At 54.3% G+C, this 17,305-nt stretch carries 18 protein-coding genes; 9 read left to right on the plus strand and 9 right to left on the minus strand.

Annotation, left to right across the window (positions count from 1 at the left end; genetic code table 11):
• The first annotated feature begins 57 nt into the window (after positions 1-57).
• Together RE6C_RS13565 and RE6C_RS13575 are read left to right on the plus strand one after the other, a co-directional pair.
• A complete protein-coding gene (locus RE6C_RS13565; protein ID WP_144054755.1) occupies positions 58-714 on the plus strand; it encodes a hypothetical protein in 657 nt (218 codons plus the stop codon).
• A 387-nt stretch (positions 715-1,101) separates the two neighbouring features.
• Complete coding sequence (locus tag RE6C_RS13575) at positions 1,102-1,689, plus strand: ATP-binding protein (RefSeq protein ID WP_008657365.1); 588 nt, start codon at positions 1,102-1,104, stop codon at positions 1,687-1,689.
• A gap of 111 nt (positions 1,690-1,800) precedes the next feature.
• On the opposite strand, the gene RE6C_RS13580 is transcribed toward RE6C_RS13575, so the two are convergent.
• On the minus strand, positions 1,801-2,196 hold the full coding sequence (locus tag RE6C_RS13580; RefSeq protein WP_144054756.1) for a hypothetical protein: 396 nt from the start codon (positions 2,194-2,196) through the stop codon (positions 1,801-1,803).
• Between the two features lie 363 nt (positions 2,197-2,559).
• On the opposite strand from RE6C_RS13580, the gene RE6C_RS31655 reads away from it, so the two are divergent.
• The 3 genes from RE6C_RS31655 to RE6C_RS13595 all read left to right on the plus strand — a co-directional run bounded on the left by RE6C_RS31655 (position 2,560) and on the right by RE6C_RS13595 (position 4,795).
• Positions 2,560-2,703 (plus strand): type IV toxin-antitoxin system AbiEi family antitoxin, encoded by a 144-nt coding sequence (locus RE6C_RS31655; protein WP_008657367.1) that lies wholly within the window; start codon positions 2,560-2,562, stop codon positions 2,701-2,703.
• Positions 2,700-3,017: a hypothetical protein gene (locus tag RE6C_RS13590; protein WP_039961984.1), complete on the plus strand. Its 318-nt coding sequence runs from the start codon at positions 2,700-2,702 to the stop codon at positions 3,015-3,017. Before RE6C_RS31655 ends, RE6C_RS13590 begins: the two co-directional genes overlap by 4 nt.
• A gap of 68 nt (positions 3,018-3,085) precedes the next feature.
• A complete protein-coding gene (locus RE6C_RS13595; RefSeq protein WP_008657371.1) occupies positions 3,086-4,795 on the plus strand; it encodes a glycoside hydrolase family 43 protein in 1,710 nt (569 codons plus the stop codon).
• Between the two features lie 18 nt (positions 4,796-4,813).
• On the opposite strand, the gene RE6C_RS30380 is transcribed toward RE6C_RS13595, so the two are convergent.
• The 8 genes from RE6C_RS30380 to ygiD all read right to left on the minus strand — a co-directional run bounded on the left by RE6C_RS30380 (position 4,814) and on the right by ygiD (position 13,019).
• Positions 4,814-7,558 (minus strand): endo-1,4-beta-xylanase, encoded by a 2,745-nt coding sequence (locus RE6C_RS30380; protein WP_008657373.1) that lies wholly within the window; start codon positions 7,556-7,558, stop codon positions 4,814-4,816.
• A 662-nt stretch (positions 7,559-8,220) separates the two neighbouring features.
• Entirely contained in the window at positions 8,221-8,925 is a 705-nt protein-coding gene (locus RE6C_RS13610) for a hypothetical protein (RefSeq protein ID WP_008657375.1), read from the minus strand.
• A gap of 29 nt (positions 8,926-8,954) precedes the next feature.
• Complete coding sequence (locus tag RE6C_RS13615) at positions 8,955-9,584, minus strand: Fic family protein (RefSeq protein WP_008657377.1); 630 nt, start codon at positions 9,582-9,584, stop codon at positions 8,955-8,957.
• On the minus strand, positions 9,581-9,958 hold the full coding sequence (locus RE6C_RS13620; RefSeq protein WP_039961987.1) for a helix-turn-helix domain-containing protein: 378 nt from the start codon (positions 9,956-9,958) through the stop codon (positions 9,581-9,583). Before RE6C_RS13620 ends, RE6C_RS13615 begins: the two co-directional genes overlap by 4 nt.
• Positions 9,959-10,491: 533 nt before the next feature.
• The gene (locus RE6C_RS13625; RefSeq protein ID WP_008657381.1) at positions 10,492-10,956 is read right to left on the minus strand and encodes a hypothetical protein; all 465 of its coding nucleotides are present in this window, start codon (positions 10,954-10,956) and stop codon (positions 10,492-10,494) included.
• 31 nt (positions 10,957-10,987) lie between these two features.
• Complete coding sequence (locus tag RE6C_RS13630; RefSeq protein ID WP_052034965.1) at positions 10,988-11,395, minus strand: DoxX family protein; 408 nt, start codon at positions 11,393-11,395, stop codon at positions 10,988-10,990.
• Between the two features lie 93 nt (positions 11,396-11,488).
• Positions 11,489-11,983 carry a MarR family winged helix-turn-helix transcriptional regulator gene (locus tag RE6C_RS13635; RefSeq protein WP_039961989.1) on the minus strand — a complete coding sequence of 165 codons (495 nt, stop codon included), beginning with the start codon at positions 11,981-11,983 and terminating at the stop codon, positions 11,489-11,491.
• Between the two features lie 157 nt (positions 11,984-12,140).
• The gene (gene ygiD / locus RE6C_RS13640; RefSeq protein ID WP_144054758.1) at positions 12,141-13,019 is read right to left on the minus strand and encodes a 4,5-DOPA-extradiol-dioxygenase; all 879 of its coding nucleotides are present in this window, start codon (positions 13,017-13,019) and stop codon (positions 12,141-12,143) included.
• Between the two features lie 373 nt (positions 13,020-13,392).
• On the opposite strand from ygiD, the gene RE6C_RS32205 reads away from it, so the two are divergent.
• From RE6C_RS32205 to RE6C_RS13655, 4 genes are all read left to right on the plus strand, one after another.
• The gene (locus RE6C_RS32205) at positions 13,393-13,563 is read left to right on the plus strand and encodes a hypothetical protein (RefSeq protein WP_008657386.1); all 171 of its coding nucleotides are present in this window, start codon (positions 13,393-13,395) and stop codon (positions 13,561-13,563) included.
• Positions 13,564-13,709: 146 nt separating this feature from the next.
• Positions 13,710-15,128, plus strand: a complete 1,419-nt coding sequence (locus tag RE6C_RS13645; RefSeq protein WP_160167207.1) for a BNR-4 repeat-containing protein — start codon at positions 13,710-13,712, stop codon at positions 15,126-15,128.
• Between the two features lie 161 nt (positions 15,129-15,289).
• Positions 15,290-15,448, plus strand: coding sequence for a nitroreductase family protein (locus RE6C_RS30385; RefSeq protein ID WP_008657391.1), 159 nt, complete (start codon positions 15,290-15,292; stop codon positions 15,446-15,448).
• Positions 15,449-15,534: 86 nt separating this feature from the next.
• Positions 15,535-17,277 carry a hypothetical protein gene (locus tag RE6C_RS13655; protein ID WP_144054759.1) on the plus strand — a complete coding sequence of 581 codons (1,743 nt, stop codon included), beginning with the start codon at positions 15,535-15,537 and terminating at the stop codon, positions 17,275-17,277.
• The last annotated feature ends 28 nt before the right edge of the window (positions 17,278-17,305 follow it).

The following is a 17,305-nucleotide window of genomic DNA, read 5'->3' on the forward strand; positions in this document are numbered from 1 at the left end:
GTGGTTCTGTCGCCCGGTCGCGCGCTCGGGACAGTTCGACAGCCGGAGGATACCGGTTTGACGACTCAGGATGGCAATGGCCTCAAGGATCACGATGGTGGGGAAAAGGATCGCGGCAAGCAGGCGGCCGTGGACTGGGACGCGATCAACGCGTCAATCCGCGTCAAAGCTTGGCGCGGCTACAAAGCGGGGCTGTACCCGCAGCAGGACTTGCGTGACATCGAGCAGGACTTGGCGGTCTGGGTGCTCGAACGACTCGACGGCTTCGACCCCGAACGCGGAACGCTGGCGACGTTCTTGAAGCACGCGTTGCGAAGCGGCTTGAGTCTGATCGTTCGGCGAGCGAACGCGGCGCGTCGATCGCTGCCCGAGGACGCCGAAATGGATTCGCTCGGCGAGATGATCGACAGCAGCGAAGGACCGCCGGTCGCGTTGTCCGAAACGCTGACCAAATACGATTTGCACCGACGCATCGGAACATCCCCGCGCGGTGCGATCGAACAGTTCGAGTTCGTTCATGACATCGACACGTTGATCGCGTTGCTGCCCGAAAGCAAAGCAGCGGTCGCGCGGGCATTGATGACCGACGGGCCGACGAAGGCTCAGTCGGAATCGGGACTGACGGTCGCTCATTTCGAGGCGACCGTCGCGGACATCGCTCGGCATTTTGCGGCCAACGACTACGACCTGTTCGACATCGTGGCGGACATCTGAAGAACGATTTTTGAGTTTCTGTTCATTTTCCACAATTCGAGCGACTCGCTTTGCATAAGTAACCCAGGAGGGAGCGTCGCATTTGACGACTTCGTTCCAACCACCCAGCGAGGCCACATGAACGGACTGGACATTGAAAAGCGAGTGGGACTCTCACTCGCTGTCGGTCGCTATCTGCGATCAGCCGAACGTTTCAACGAAGCGTGACGGGAATTCACTGGAGCGTGCCGATCGCTCCGCAAACAACTCGGCAGCAAGCAACGTTTCGTCGTCCAGGTCGACTGGAAGCATTACCTCGTGACATCCGATCGCGACGGCAATTTCGACATTGAACCGATCGCGTCTCTCTAAACCAACCACTTACTCAATCAAGGAATCATCGAACCAATGACCAACCTACTTGAAACGATCCAATCCGGCCGGCAATCGAAGCCGCCCCGTGTCTTGCTCTACGGGGTTGAAGGCATCGGCAAGTCGACCTTCGGCAGTGAAGCTCCCAACCCGATCTTCATTCAAACCGAAGACGGGCTGGATGAGATCAACTGTGATCGCTTTCCGCTAGCGACGACGTTTGATGATGTCGTTGCGGCGTTGAAGACGCTCGCTAATGAAAAGCATGATTACGAATCTGTCGTGATTGATTCGCTTGATTGGCTCGAGCGTCTTATCTGGGACAAGCTCTGTCAGCAGTATGCCGTTGAGTCGATTGAAAAGGTCGACGGCGGATACGCACGCGGTTACATGCACGCCCTCTCTTTGTGGCGTGACGTGCTGGACCTGCTCGGGACGCTTCGATCTCGCGGAATGGTGATCGTGCTGATCGCTCATTCCAAGGTCGAGCGTTTCGAGGATCCGGAGTCTTCGCCCTACGACCGCTACTCGTCAGGAACTGTACGACGAAGTCTGGTCAATGGCCGGTTCCAAGCTGGCTCCAAAGTACAACCTCTCAGATGTCGGATTCGCAAAGTTTTGTAAACGATGTGACATCCCACGACCGCCTCGCGGGTATTGGGCGAAACTTGAGGCGGGAAAAAAGGTCAAGAAAACGCCGCTTCCCGAGCATGACGAGGAAGACGAGATTCGCGTTTATGTGCCGGAGCCCGGGGAAGTCGCCTGTTGGATCAATTCCTCGGCAGGTGTTCCTAGCACAATCCAAGGATTCTCGGTTTCTCCGTTCCCGGCCCGCAACACAATCATGTTTGACTTCAAGATATTGCTCTCGCCCTCGGGCCGAGACTGATAAATTGGGTCAAACGGATTGTTCGTTTCGATCAAACGCGCTTCTCGCGGACCGGCTCCTTCGCGAGAGAAGACGAACGCGGTGCCGCTGTTACCGAAATCGACGATCAGGCTTCCGATCTCGTTTCGAGCCTTCAAGTGCTCTTCGACAAACACATCCGCCAAATGATAGTTCGTGCCGAATGCCTTTCCGAGTTTGGGCACGCCCGTCTGCAGTGAGATTGGAACTTTGTTAAGCGCCATTGCCCCGGCACCGCTCATGGTGTCGACAATCAAGTCGAGTTGGGTTTCGTTTCCAACCTGTGTGAGACGAAAAAAATGTAATCTTGCACATCAACGGCAACCCATCGCGTGTGCGTGATACTGCGGTCGCATGCGGCATGTTCTTCAACCAAGCCGACGATTTCATGTTCTGACTGTGCCTTGGCTAGTTTCTCTACGGACTGGCTAAGTTGAGCATATTGCCCCTGCATTGCGGGAGGCAATGAGAAGCTTCGGCAAACCTGTGTTCCGGTCTTTGGAAGCACGATAAACTGATAAACATTACTAGCTGAAGTTTGGTTAGTGCTCATAGACTCACTCCATGGGAAGCGCATAGCGAAGCCTTTGCAAACGACATCACCACTGCAAACCTATCTCGACTTGATGGCGATGGGCGGACGTGGTGAGGAAGCTGCGAATTCCATCTACGACAAGTATTTTCGATCCTTGTTCGACCAAGCCGAAGGCGATGCAAAGGCATTTACATGAAACAAGAGGAAGCAGCTTATCGTGTGATGTTAGAAGCCACAGCGTTGTTGAACGAATGCGGTGAGCTTGTCGTGGTTGGCGGCTGGGTTCCAGAAATTCATTTCCCGAAGCAAAGCCATATTGGTTCCATCGACGTGGATGTCGTTCTTGATCCGTCGACGTTCGATAAAAAACGTTCTTTGCATGATCACTTGGTTGCTGCGGGCTACCGATTGGATTCATTGCAGCATATAAACCGCATTGCTGATCTAGAGAATCGTCGCTGGCCAACGGTCATTAAAAAACCTATTCGTAATGTACGACCAACGTATTGATGGAGAAGACTCTCTGACGATTCGCCCTGTTCCAATTTGAACGACGCATTTTTCCCTGTTCCACATCAATGAAACATTTTAAACACCCCGTTTCACTTGCGCTGATCGCTCTGGTCTTCTGCAATTTGAGTAAGGCTCAAACTCTTTCGCAAGAAACGCAACGAGAAGAGTCGGCTACCCCGCAGAAGGCTGCTTGGGGCGACCTCGGAAATGGCACATTTAAGAACCCGTTCTTGTTGGCCGACTACAACAACCTGGATGTCATTCGAGTCGGCCAGGACTTCTACATGATTTCCGCATCGCACCATTTCATGGGCATGCCGGTGCTGCATTCCAGGGACATGGTCAACTGGACGCTGATCGCTCGGATCAGCCGCAAGTTGAAAATCAATGAACGATACAACACGCCCGGACAGGCCTACCAACATGGAACATGGGCACCCGCCATTCGATTTTATGAGGGCAAATTCTTTGTTTACGTCTGCACGCCTCAGGAAGGCCTGCTGCTTTCAACAGCAACGAATCCGGCCGGCCCGTGGAGTCCCTGGCAACTCATACGTAACGAGAAAAACTGGGAAGACCCGTGTCCCTTGTGGGATGATGTGAAGGACGCGGGAGGTGATGGCCCGGATGGAAGACAGGCCTATTTGATCCGAAGTCGCCTGGGAGCAGGACCGCTGATCGTTCACAAGATGAGCTGGGATGGGACGAAGGTTGCCGGTAAAGGAAAGATCGTTGCAAGAGGCCCAGTGCTCGAAGGTCCCAAGTTCCACAAACGGAACGGTGAGTACTACATCTTTTCGCCAGAAGGTGGCATCGACAAAGGCTATCAGGTCGTGCTCCGTTCTCGCAATATTTGGGGACCTTACGAGAAACGAAAAACGCTTGAACAGGGTTCGACCAACATCAATGGTCCGCATCAGGGATCATGGATCGATCTGGATAGCGGAGAGTCCTGGTTTTATCACTTTCAACAACATATGGCCTGGGGACGCATCGGACATTTGCAACCGGCGGGTTGGGATGAAAATGGGTGGCCGTGGATGGGAAAGGATCACGACGGGAACGGCATCGGTGAACCCGTGTCGCGTTCTCCAAAGCCCGATGTTGGAAAAGCGTTCCCCGTTTTGCTTCCACAAAGCTCGGATGAATTTGCAAGTGATTCGCTTGGTCTGCAATGGCTCTGGAATCACAATCCGGACGACTCGTTCTGGTCATTGAAAGAGCGGCCCGGTTGGCTCCGGCTCAAAGCCAAACCGATTTCCTCCAAGCCCGGGATCGCCGGAGTTCGCAATCTGCAAATCCCGTTTGTCGAAGACAGCATTCACTTCGCCTACAACACGCTCGTCCAACTAGCGATGGGAAAGGAATGTTCGGCAACCATCAAGATGGATGCAAGTCAGATGACTGAGGGCCAGCGGGCTGGTGCAACGCTGTTCGGAAAAAACTACGGCTGGATTGGATTGGTGAAAGAGAATGGGAAGCTGAAGATTCGAGCCAACATCAAAGGCAAGTATTTCAATGGGCCCGAACTTCAGGGAGATACGATTTATCTGAAGCTCGCCATCAACGCTCCGTCCAATCCTTGCTTCTATTTCAGCACCGATGGTTCAAAATTCCAGCGGCTTGGGGACAACTATTCGGTCGGGCGCGACTGGTTCGAGGGAATCAAATTCGGCCTGTTTACCTACCACCTGAGTCAGGCTTCGGCGGCAGGTCATGTAGATTTCGACTACTTTCGATACAAAAGTGATTGGGGAAGAACAAGAGGGCAGTAGCCGTTAGTGTTGGGCTGCTCAGTTGTTTAGTAACTCGTAAACGGCATCGAACGCCGGTTTGGGATTTCGCTGGCGATCAAACAGTAGCGGGTGATTGACCCGCTCCCATGGGAAGTAATTCAGCCAACTTTGGCCATCGTGAAGGTTCCAAAAAGAGACTCGCGCGATGATGTCGCGGTACTCGTGAAACAGCTTGAACAGTTCGACGTACTGCTGGACCATCTGCTGTTCGATTTCTGGCGGCATGCCGTCCTTGTAAGGATCGAACGTTTTTAGTTCGTCGCGATACTTGTTTCCGTCCGCCCACCAGCGGCCTCGCTTGACCACGTCGATGTCGAGTTCGGAAACCACGACCTGGATGTCGAGCTTGCGAAGCTCATCGAAGGTCGTGCGGAGTTCTGACAATGAGTTGTCGCCCAGTTCAAAATGCCCCTGCATGCCGTAAGCGTCGACAGGGGCTCCGGCGGCTTTCAATTTCGTCAGCAGTTCAATCAGCTTCTCACGTTTGCCGGGTTTGTGTCCGTTGTAGTCGTTGTAAATCAGCAGAGCGTCGGGATCGTGTGCACGGGCGGTCTTGAACGCAGTGACGATGAAGTCCATTCCGGTCGTTCGCGAGTACACCGAATCACGCAGCAAGCCATCGTTGCTGTCGCCGATGGCTTCGTTGACGACATCCCAGTGAGTGGCCACGTCGGCGTAACGGCTGACGACGGTCTTGACGTGATTTTGAATTCGCTGCAACAGCTTCTCTCGCGAGACGGGCTTTTCACCCTCGTTCATCATCCATTGGTCCGTCCGGTCATCCTTGGCCCAAACAAGGCAATGGCCAACCATTTCCAGGTTGTGTTTTCGGGCGAAGTCGGCGAACGCATCACTCGGCTCAAACTTCCATTCATTTTCCTGCGGATGAATGCCCTGCGGCTTCATGCAGTTTTCGGGAGTCACAATTTGAAAGTGCCTGCGAATCAGTGCTGCGTCTTCCGCGTTCTGGACAACGCGATGTCCGACACCGACACCGATCTTGAACCGCTTGCCGACCGCATCTTTGAGGCTTGGCTCTGCTTTGGCAGCGTCGAGGGCGTCTGCGCCGAACGGGTAGGTTGTGATTCCGATGCGATCGAGCAAGGCTCCGTTTTCGCGGTACTTGATGGTCAGCGTGTGCTTGCCGACGGTTGGCTTGAACGCGTGGAGCTTGACCCATTGCCAGCCTTTGGTTCCCAGGCCGTTGGCCGCAACGAAATCACCGTCGTCGACCTGAACCCAAAACGAATCGTCGTCCGCCGATGGACAGTTCACCCGAGCGTGGATGTAGTACTTCGCGTCTTTGGTGGTTGTGAACGGAATCGTCACTGCTCCACTGTCGCCAGCGGGTACGGCTTGAGGGCTTTCGAGGCTGGGCTTGATCGTGATGTACTTTCCGGCAGAAGCGTCCTCAGCGGATTTGATCTGCCAGTCCGAACCGGGCTCCATCGCTTCGGCTTCGAACGTGAAGGTCTCGATGTTCTCGCCATCCAAGGTTGGGAACGTCGACTTTCCTTTCGTCCAACCGTCGTACCAGAACTCGTGCTCGACCAAATCGAACGGATGCTTGGTGACGTCTGTCTTGGCGTCGGACTTGCCCAGCAGGAATCTATCGACGAACGCTTCGACTTCCGGTCGCTGGCTGGCAGGAAGCTGACAGTGCGGATGTCCAGCGACGATCGAGAAACCAAACCGATCGCCGATGCCGAACGTCTTCCAAACTTCATGAGCGGCGCGGCATGAAACGTATCCGGATTCATCGGCGAGCCATTCGTAATCTGGATTACCGAGTACCAACAAGGCTCGCGGAGCCACCATCGCCATCAATTCGTGATGGTCGTACGGCAGTTTGTCGACGGCGGCTGAGAATTGAAACATGTCTTCCCGAAACCACGCTCGACTGGTTTTGCCGAGCGTTTCCACATTGCCAAGTGTTTCGGAAACTCGCCACGCCGCCGCGCCGCCACCGCCGGATTCCTGGGCGATCGTCAAAGCGATGCGTTCGTCGAATGCTCCGGCAAACAGTGCCATCTTTCCAGCGAACGAACAGCCCGTCACGGCCAGTCGTTTGCGGTCGATCGGCAGATCTTTTTCGACCAACTCGAGGCCGTCGATGATACGGCTGATTCCCCATGGCCAAGCTGCGTAGGCGCCGATGTGTGTGAGATCGGGGTAAAGCCGATTGATCGGTTCGTTGCCGCGCTTCTGCTGGTGAGCCATCACCTGAGCGAAGTTGAACGAGATCGTCGCAACGTTGCGACTGGTGAAGATATCGGCAGGCAAACTTCCCGTGCCGCCACCAAAGCCGATTCCAATCACGGCGGGGAACGGGCCGTCGCCTTTTGGAAGACGCACTCGCGCAGTGAGCGTCAGGGTCTCGCCATTTTCGGTCGCCTTTACGGTGAGATTGCCGTCTTTGAAGGTGGCCGCAATGTCTTTCGGACGCCCGGGTTTTTCTCCGACGCCGTACCGTTCGATTTCTGCTTTGATTTCTGAGCGGCGACGAGCCCAGTTTTTAAATTCCGTGGAACGTCCGCTTCCGTCCGACCAGGCAAACGGATCAGGAAGGGGCCGAACCGGTGGCAACTGATCGAATTCGGGCAACACGGGCTTCGGGAATTCCGAACCCGTGTGCTCAACGTGATAAACAAGCGGAATGTCCTGTGCGAGGCAATCAACCGGGGCGAAGATGGAAAGTGTGATCATGGAGATGATCACGGGCAGTGGCGTGGGTTTAGGCATGCTATTGAGGCTCCGGGGGCGACGCTGTTGCTAATGCGTTCGCGGGTAGCCTGAAAATCCTTCGCTCCTTTCGGAAGAAAGCTGCAACTCTCGCGAAGGATTCGCTTTGGTGACGCGAACGTAGTTATGCCGCGGTGATTTGGAGCGGCAAGTTCGCGTTCAGAATACAGGAAAAGCAGAAGTGATTCTTTCTGGTGACGACATCCGTCATGCCGCTGTTCGATTTGCTGCCGTGGTGTGCTGGATTGTGTTAAGTGTTGCATCTCAGGCCAACGGACAAGAGCCGTCTCCCAGTTTGATGGGACAGCTTAGCGACGATGTTTGGAAGCTTCGGGTCAATCTTTCCGATGCCGAATACAAAACGCTCGAACCGGCTGTACCTCAGGCGGGATTCGGTGGGCCAGCCGCTCCTCCGAGCGGGCAGAATCGAGGAGACTCGCGTCGGGAGAAGGCTGGGAACCTGTTCGGAGTTCAGTTTCCGTGGGTGGCCCCTTATCGAACTGTCATTTTGGCTGGGTTATTTGATTCGCGTCTCCGATCTCCTCTTTTGCTGTGCCGAACGAAAACTGCAGACCGGCACGGAGACATTAGCCGACGGTCGTAGAGACTTTCTTGATTTGCTTTCTGCGATGATGGGGGCCTTGGGCATCCGAACGACGTCTTTAGCAGAAACGAGAGGTGCGTCGCATCACATTTCGACGGACCCTGTCGCGTTCGTCGGAAGTCATTTCCTCATAGCCTTGCATGGCGTCTCTGAACTTTGGTGATTGTTCTTTTTCGTCCTGAAAGTATGTCTTGGTTTTGTACATGACGTATGCCAAAGCTTCGTTGTTGTTGAGATTGAACAAGAGCCTGACCAAAGCGCTCATCAACTCGTTGAACGCGCCAGGGCGTTTTGATGCCGGCATCGTCTCAAGTTTATAGAGATCGCCCTCGTCCATCACTTCAATATCGAACTTTGCTCTATCGAACCGATTGCCAATCGGACTTTTCCAACTCTTGTCGTAGTGCGTTTGCCAGCTTCCGATTGACCAACCTTCGGTCAGATGCCTGTCGATGTCATCGCCAATGTAGGCAAGTGGCCCTCCGCCACAGTCAGCGACAGTCGTCGCGATGAATCGGTCCCGATCGACATCCCAGGTGATATTTCTTATTCGATATCCAAGCGGTTGGCCGTCGCCTTCTATCGAGCGTCCTGCGATCGCAATCTTGCCGTCGGGCGGAAATGGAAGCTGGAGCGTGCGAGTCATTACGATCCCGTCTCCCCAGTCCTGCATCAGTGGCGTAAAGAAAAGATGCAGGTCCAATTCAACTGTGTACCGAAGGTCTCTACCGCGAGACCCGTTCGCATCTTTGCTATCGCTCATTTGTCTCGGGCCTCAAGGAATCTGCGTGGTTACTCGCTGAACCTCTGGTGCAAGTCAATCAGCGGTCCATAGTTTCGTGAGTCAGCCTCCTTGATTGCGGCAATGTATTCATCGCGAATCGGGCTCTCGGTGTCGCGAAGATGAGTGGCGGGCCAAAGCGTGACTGGTTGTTCATGTTGCATCAGCCACACGTTTGCCAAGAGTCTCGCCCATCGACCATTGCCGTCTTCAAAGGGATGCACCCAAACGGCACGGTGATGGAATTCGGCTGCTGTTGCAAAGACCAACGCACCGACTTCATTGTGTCGCTTATCGGCTTCCATCGCGATGACGCCCAGTTCCGCTGCGATGATGTTGGGACTCACACCGATGTTCTTCTCGGTGGATCGGATCTCGCCAGCCCAACTCCAAATCGAACCAAGCATCTCACGATGTAGTCCTAGCAGCCACTCAAAATTGAACGGTGCGATCTTTCGAGATGGTTTCGAGAGCAAGTACTTTTCGGTCACTCGCAGAATCGACGCGAACTCGGCCTCGTTGAGTTCGCGACGTGTTTTCACTGTCTTGAGTTTGAGACCTGCCCCATCAAAAGGCGTATCGTCATCTTTTCCGCTCGAACCAAAACCGAGCTTTGCATCCTTGCCACTGCCCGCATTCATGACGCCCACAGTTTTCGGCTGGAGGATGCAATCCGAGCTTTTGTTTCTTCGAGGTGGGTCCGGGCTGAGGAACGCGAGACAGCCTGAGCCTCCAACGCGACGTTACCTTGGGTCAGCGCGATCAATCGCTTCGCTTTTTCAGTCGCGATTTGATCTCGGAATTTCTCAGCCGGGATCTCTGTCAGGTCGAACGAGACTCCGAGAGCTAGGAGAATCGCTTGCAGGTTTGCGAACGAAAATTCGTGGTCCTCGCCACCAAGAATCCGGATCACTGTTGCCCTCGAAACGCCACTTCGGCGCGCAAGATCGGAGACAGAGATATCGAGCTCTCGCCTTCGTTCTTGGATGCGGGTGAGTATTTCAGAAAGTGGCATGACAGTAGGGCCGGGTTAATTAGGGCGGCAAATTCGCAGATCGGGCAGAGAGTCGCCAGACTTCACCCGCACAAATATTGTTGCACGCATGAGACAAAAGTCAACTTGCGATTTGACCGGCGCGAACGATCGGCACCGCGATTTACGGGCAGAAAGCTGAGTTTTGTGACCAGAGCGTAAACTTGGCCCGAAGGAAGAAAGTCTTCACGGGCACGAAAACCAAACCCCTCACAAGATCTATCAAGAGCTAGCTTGGGCAGTGTGCGGTCACCTCTCGTGTCTCTGTACTATTTAACCTCAAGGTTATAAAGTCCCAGAGTGCTATCGGAAAAAAGTGGTCAATCGTCGGCGGTGGCCACTAGCTGCTGGGGAGTATCGTTTGCCAGTAAATCAAATTTGGAAAGTCGGGAGCCCAAGATTGGAGACGCTCTCGAACCCGACTGCACGCTCAGAGATTGCGAAGCGAATCGCAGGACTTGCGTAGAGACCGCGAAAATCTGGCCAATGTGCTCCAGTCGGAACAGCCGAACGTTTCATTCCCGCACTGAATCAGTTTTGATGTCCCGACTCCTGATAAATGCCAACGGCGACAGTATCGCGGCAACCGGTACACCGAAGGCAGCACCGTAGAGCCCGCCTTGGAACATCCACTGCAAGCTTCCTGGCGGAAGAATCTCCGCGGTCGCAATAGCAGAGAAGCACGCGACGAGCGCTCCAATGCCGCTGGCGGCGATCGAAATCGGCTGCACAAGCTTCTTGCGCAGCAGCAATGCAAATACGGTCGATGCGATCAATCCGATCGCAATTCCGCTCAGACCTCTAGCGAGTGGCCATGAAAGCAGTCCGACCGACAGCATGGTTAGCAAACCAACGACTGTCGCCAGCATTGTTCCCAAAGTGACTTGAAACATTGTTCTCATGGTGCTCTTCGTCATGCCACAATAGAGCCCACCGGTGGCGACTTGGAGTTCTTTGACCATCCAGGCGTCAGCGTTCACGGTCTTTGCGCTGGATCGTTGGGGCTGAGGGCTACGCAGCAATGGGTGTCGGTTCTTCATTGACCGGTGCGGGAACAACACAGCGCAATGCGGGCCGCAAGTACCACGACGCCATGCCAAGAGTGAGGATCACCAGCGGAATGATCGGCTCGGGCATCGCATCCTTGACAAACAGGTGCGCCGCCGAGGCGCCGGTCAAGTCGAAGAAGAAACCAGCATAGGCCCACTCTTTCAGCAGCCCAAACCCTGGAAGCAAGAGGGCAACGACGCCCGCAATTTTCCAAAAGCCCAGAATGGTTGCCACGTAGTCGGGGAACCCGAGCCTTGTCATCGACTCCATGATGTCTGGACTGTGCATCAAATCCGCGACGCCACCGCCGGCCATCGCGAGGCAGAATAAAGCCAACGTCACCCAATAACCAATTCGTTTCGCTTTCATCAATTTCACTTTCTAGGGGGCTCTTGGAATTGACGGAAGTCAATTCACATTCTTAAGTTCATAGAGCATTCGGTGCTTCTGAAGCTTGAATCATCACTCAGAGGATGGTTCGGGATTGCGTGCCAACCACAGTAGATCACTGAGTTGTTTCACTTGTTCTCGACTGAGATGCTTCAGCTGCTCGCGGTGAAGCTCGTCCAGAGGTTCATCTAACCGCTTCAATAGGGCCTTCCCCTTGCGCGTCAGAGTGACCCACATGACTCGGCGATCTTCCTCGCAACGTTTTTTTTCGGCGAACCCGAGTGCAACGATTCGATCAACCAGTCGAGGTAGATCCGATTGTCGCGTCACCATATTCTCGCCGATTTGATACACCGAAACCGGCTTCCCGTGCCCACGCAGAATTCTCAGCGCGTTGTATTGCACCGGAGTGATACCGTGCTCTTTGAACATCTCGTCGAACGGCTGACTCAGAGCAGAAAACGTTTTGGCCAGATTCAGCATGACTTCCCGCTCGGGAAGGAGCTGATCTGGATCACGCATTCCAATTTCCGAGGCAATTCCGGTCGTTTGGGAGGTCTTCTTCATTTGATCGTCACCATTTTTAGGTCGCACTCTGCAAGCAACCCGTTGCTTGCCTATCCATCGCTTTTTGGCTTTACCTGGTCCTCGACGGGCGGTTCTGGGCAATGTCGGATGTGACGTAGGCAAGGACTGCCTCGTATTGTTCTGGGCTGTTGTCCGGCTAACCCAGCCGAACGGAAGTCATACTGATACTGCCCGCGACCAACTCGTTGTTAAACAACTGCAGTTGATCTGGCTGGTGCTGCAAGCCAAGCACGTACAGCAAAGGTAAATAATGATCCGGGGTTGGGACGGCCAAGCTGATCGCCCTCCCGCGTCTGGAATAGTCGATCAGCTTCTCGTAATCACCATTGGCAAGCTGTTGATTGACAAAGTTCTGAGCCTCGACCGCCCAGTCAAATCCATGGTTAGGACGCTCCATGTTTTGAAAATCGACCAGCCTCAGGTTGTGCACAATGTTCCCGCTGCCAACGATTAAAATTCCACGCTGTCGCAGCACCTCCAGCTGCTTACCCAATTCGAAGTGAAACTCGGGCGTTTGGGTGCGATCAAGACTCATCTGTACCACTGGGATATCCGCGTTTGGATAGAGATGCGTCAGCACCGCCCATGCTCCATGATCGAGCCCCCAAGACTGGTCGAGGGCCACAGGAGTTTTGGGAACCAGGCTTGCTGTTGCCTTGGCAAGTTCTGGACTCCCGGGAGCCGGGTATTGGAATTCATGTAACGCCTGCGGAAAACCGCCAAAATCGTGGATTGTTTTTGGCTGGCTCATCGCGGTGACCTTGGTCCCACGCGTGTACCAGTGCGCTGAAATGCACAAGATTGCCTTCGGCTTTGGGATCGTTTTCACGATCGAACGGAATCCTTGCACGAAGCGATTGTCCTCCAGTGCATTCATCGGGCTGCCGTGCCCAACGAACAAAGCTGGCATTCGCTCGGAACGCGGTAGCTCCTGGGCGAATGCGTCAAGCTGATTCAAACTGCTAATTGACAAGGCAGTACCTGCAGTCATTTTCCAGAAATTCCGCCGATCCATGGTGAAGAAGCCCTCTTGGTTTCCGAATGTCTCTCAACGCCTCGCGAAGACATGTGTGTTGCAACATACATTAACCATGTTGCAACAGATACTTCGACCGGGGCAACACGAGAATTGAGCATTAGCGAAAACTTTCGAGCGGAAAACGCGATCGGGTCGTTTGTTCCTCGTGCAGCTGACGGCTCAAGAGTTGAGGCACCAAGCACCGTACTAAACTTGCGAATCGCTGGCCTAGCGATTCGCCCGGGGCCGCCCACGTCATGTATCCGGCGGAGGAAGACACACACGTTGAATATCTATTGGGGAAGGAGCAACTCCTCGGGGCCGAGCGAATGGATGCTCACAATTCTTTTGGCCATCTGGAGGAGGTCAAATGTCGCCCGACTTCTTGTCTGAGTTCTTGTCTGAGTTCGTCTGCGAGCAAGGTTATGCTTTCACTTCCTCCGGCAAGTGCCTCAACGGTGACTATCCGATGAGCCGCGACAAAATCGCGCATCCTGCAATTGCATCCGGGCAATCCTCGGTCAATCAGGAATGGCTATAACAATAGAACAATGCGACCAACACTGTTTTCCTAGTTGCAGTGCAAATCATCGCTAGCAACAGTTAATATTTTCAAGATCGCGAGAAGGATTAGAAATTGGTGCGCAAATGCACTCGAAACTCAAGTCTACGAAGGAGCCCCGTAAAATGCCAAATACCAACGTACAACTCATGATCGCCTGCCTGCTCGTCGCGCAGATCGACATGCTGTCCGGCCAGGAAGTGCGGCAGCCAAAACGCGGAAGTGACACTGCCGACTTTGTTGCCGGTGATCTTATCACATTGAATGACAACGGGGCCTGGTCGTGGTTTATGGACGAGCGAGCTGTTGTTGACCGAGACAAATTAATCGTTGGTTCGGTCCGCGCAGTGAAAGACTACAACTCAGGAAAAGGCGACCCAAACTGGGGCAATGTGGAAGTCGCGGTCCACGATCTTGCGAGCGGCGAGACACGTTCGGTGATCCTCCACAAGCATTTTGAACAAGATGACCATGATAACCCTGCGTTCCTCGCCTTGCCGGACGGGAGATACCTATGCGTCTACACTAAGCACGGGGCTGAGCTGAGTATCTACTATCGCTTTTCCGCACCGGGGAATCCGCTTGTCTGGAGTAAACCGCTGATTTTCGATTCCCCCGGTCACGCCGAACACCTGGGAGGCGACAGCGTCACCTACTCCAACCTATTTCGATTCCCGTCTGGGCGAATCTTCAACTTCTACCGTGGAGTCGGTCACGACCCCAACTACATGTTTTCTGACGACGGCGGTAAAAGTTGGACCCACGGCGGCCGCGTTATGAAGGGACGCGATGGTTATAGCCCCTATCTAAAGTACACCCAGGACGGCGATACCATCCACTTCGTCGCGACAGAGGATCACCCTCGGAATTATGACAACAGCCTTTACCATGGTTTCCTGCGTGAAGGTCAACTTTGCAAGTCGGACGGTTCAGTGGTTGGCAAGTTAAGTACCGACGTAGAGACCAGCGTCCGGACATGGGACTTTACACGCGTCTTTCAGGGTGATCCCGACAACGTAGCCTGGATGACCGACATCGAGCTGGATGACGAGAAAAGACCAGTGATCTTGTTCTCCGTTCAAAAGGATGGCCGCGGCTTGCCGCCCAAGCAAGGAGGCGATGACCTCCGCTACCACTACGCCCGATGGGACGGTCACGCATGGCAGCAGCGAGAAATCGCTTACGCTGGATCACGACTCTATCCATTTGAAGATGACTACACCGGCTTGGCAGCCATCGACCCCTCGGATCCAACTACCGTTTACATTTCTACCAACGCAGATCCGACGAATGGATCGCCGCTGATCAGTCAGGCCGACCAAAAGCGGCACCACGAAATCTTCTGCGGCCGATCGAATGATGGCGGCCAAACTTGGCGGTGGAATCCAATCACAGCAAACTCCACGATGGACAATCTTCGGCCAATTGTCCCAAAGTGGCACGATGACCGTACCGCACTCGTGTGGATGCGTGGTCGGTACATACACAACCACGGTGAGTGGACAACCAGTGTTGTCGCGACGTTTTTGCCGCCGCCGGAATGAATTGAACTGCTTACCCGCCCTGGAGCAAAAGATGAAAAGAATATGCCAGACTTGAAGCCGCTCTACCAAATCGCTTGCCTGCTAATTTCACAGATCGGAACGTTGGTTGTTCTGGAAAAACAGCAGCCAACCAACGACCCCAAGGCTACCAGTCATGCCCCATGATCGGATTCGACATCGAAGCCGTCGCCAAGCTGATCAACCTCCCCGACGACCACGTCATGGGACCAATGGTTACGATCGGCAAAGGAACCAAAGAAGCCTGGCCCAAGCCTGGGCAACTGACGCTCGATGAAGTCTCCGTTAACAATGGGTTTTAGCGGGTTCAAATCGTGACCTAGACTTCATCGACCTGCGGTCGTTACCGCGAAAGGTGTGCGCCGATCGTCGCGGTATCGAATCCATCATGCGTAAATTTGGCAACATTGTTTTAACCCTCACAGGCGTCACCGCCGCGATGGCGCTCTGTTGCCCGATGCTGGTCGTGCTTGGCTTCGTTGCACTCATCGTTCCGGGCTTGGTGCTTCTCGCGGCTCCCACCGTGTTTGTCTATCTTGCGACGACGCTCGGTATTCAGCGAATACTACCAACCAAGATCGGTTGGGCCGCGTTCCCGATCGCGCCCTTACTTGCGCTCGGACTGGGCTGGTTGGTCATGCAACCCATTCGCTCGTCAGCGATATCGGCCTTCCGCGCGGAAGTCTCACCCGACGTCCTGCCTAGCCAACCAGTCACCTTGAGCGGAAATGTGTACGTCGAGAACGGCGAACTCTACCGGTCTCCCGAATGTGACTACTTATGCACAATGCTTCTAGATTTACCGGGCGTCGAAAGTGTCACCGTCGAAAGCACCGGCCCAGCCGGCCGAAAACGCGATCCTTCGGTTGCGGCGTTCGCTTTGGTCCGGACGGGTGAGGATGCAGAACCAGGCGTATTCCCGTCGAATCCTGGACAATTGATTCGCAAACATCCGGGACTCATGCGACGAGTGAAAGGCAACGAGTTGCGGCAGGTTGAGATATCACTCGAAGCCGATTGGGCTCTCCGTCTTTCCGGTGTGGAACGAATTGTTCAGGTTGAGCCTACACCCGCCGAAGAAGCGGATTGGGTCGTGCGTTTGGTTTCGACCCACAATAAAGAAATTCCACGAGTCGAACGAGTCGAGATTTCTCGCACCGGCAATGACGTTCAATTTCGCAGGAGTGAAGTTCGACACTTTGTTCCTGGCAACGTCTTCTACCTCGGCTTTGATCTTCAGATGGCTGTCGGAACAATCTCGGGTGCATCCTTTGGTATTGGCGGAAGTGATTGGAAGTCGTCGGACCAACGGATTGATTTGGAGCCGACGTTTTTGCAAGCCATCGAGGTGCCGCTTCTCGCAGAGCTTGATGACACCCGCGAACGATTGCGCCGGGAAGTCCAACGCGCGATCGACGATCCCGACGCGAGTCCGGCCAGGCTGGAATTAGCGAGACGCTGGCTTTCGCTCTTTTTCTTCGACGCAGGCCCCGACGACCATCAATTGATCGCCCGCGTTGTCGATGACCAGCGAGTGAAAGATATTGCCGGCCCGATCGAGAACGTTTTTTCTAAGGGCGAAACGCCGATCGAACTCAGCACCGCCTACGCACGACGGATTGGGTTCGATGATGCGACCGAAACAGAACGATCGCAGTTAGCGAAAGCCTTATCTTTGATGCCACCGGGCACGTTCGCCAAACCCGATCCAGCTCACCTCGCCATTTGGACAAGACCCGAACTCTACGAACAGGCTGGGCATTTTCTTTCAAGGCTTGCTGACCTCGATGCTGAGCGTGCAATGCCCATTCTGCGCGACGCACTCGATCACGTTTCGACCAAAGACAACTGGAGCCAACGACGAGCGATGGTTGAAGGGATTCGAGACGCTTACGCGTCACTCGGGCCGGCCGCAAAGCAGGATGCCACGAGGATCAGCACTCTGGTTTTGCAGCGTCCGTCACCGATCACGTCTGGTTTCAATGATGTGCAAGCGTGGCGTTTGACTTTGGCAAGGATGGGGGTTTCCCTCGATGACTTACCGTTCTTTCCCCATTCAAGCCAGCAACAGATCAACCGGACCAAGACCCAAATCCGCGATCGGCTGCAACGCATTCAATCCGAGATCTAGAAACGATCGCTCAAAGAAACCACTCGCC

This window comes from Rhodopirellula europaea 6C (assembly GCF_000338295.1).
Classification (GTDB): Bacteria; Planctomycetota; Planctomycetia; order Pirellulales; family Pirellulaceae; genus Rhodopirellula; species Rhodopirellula europaea.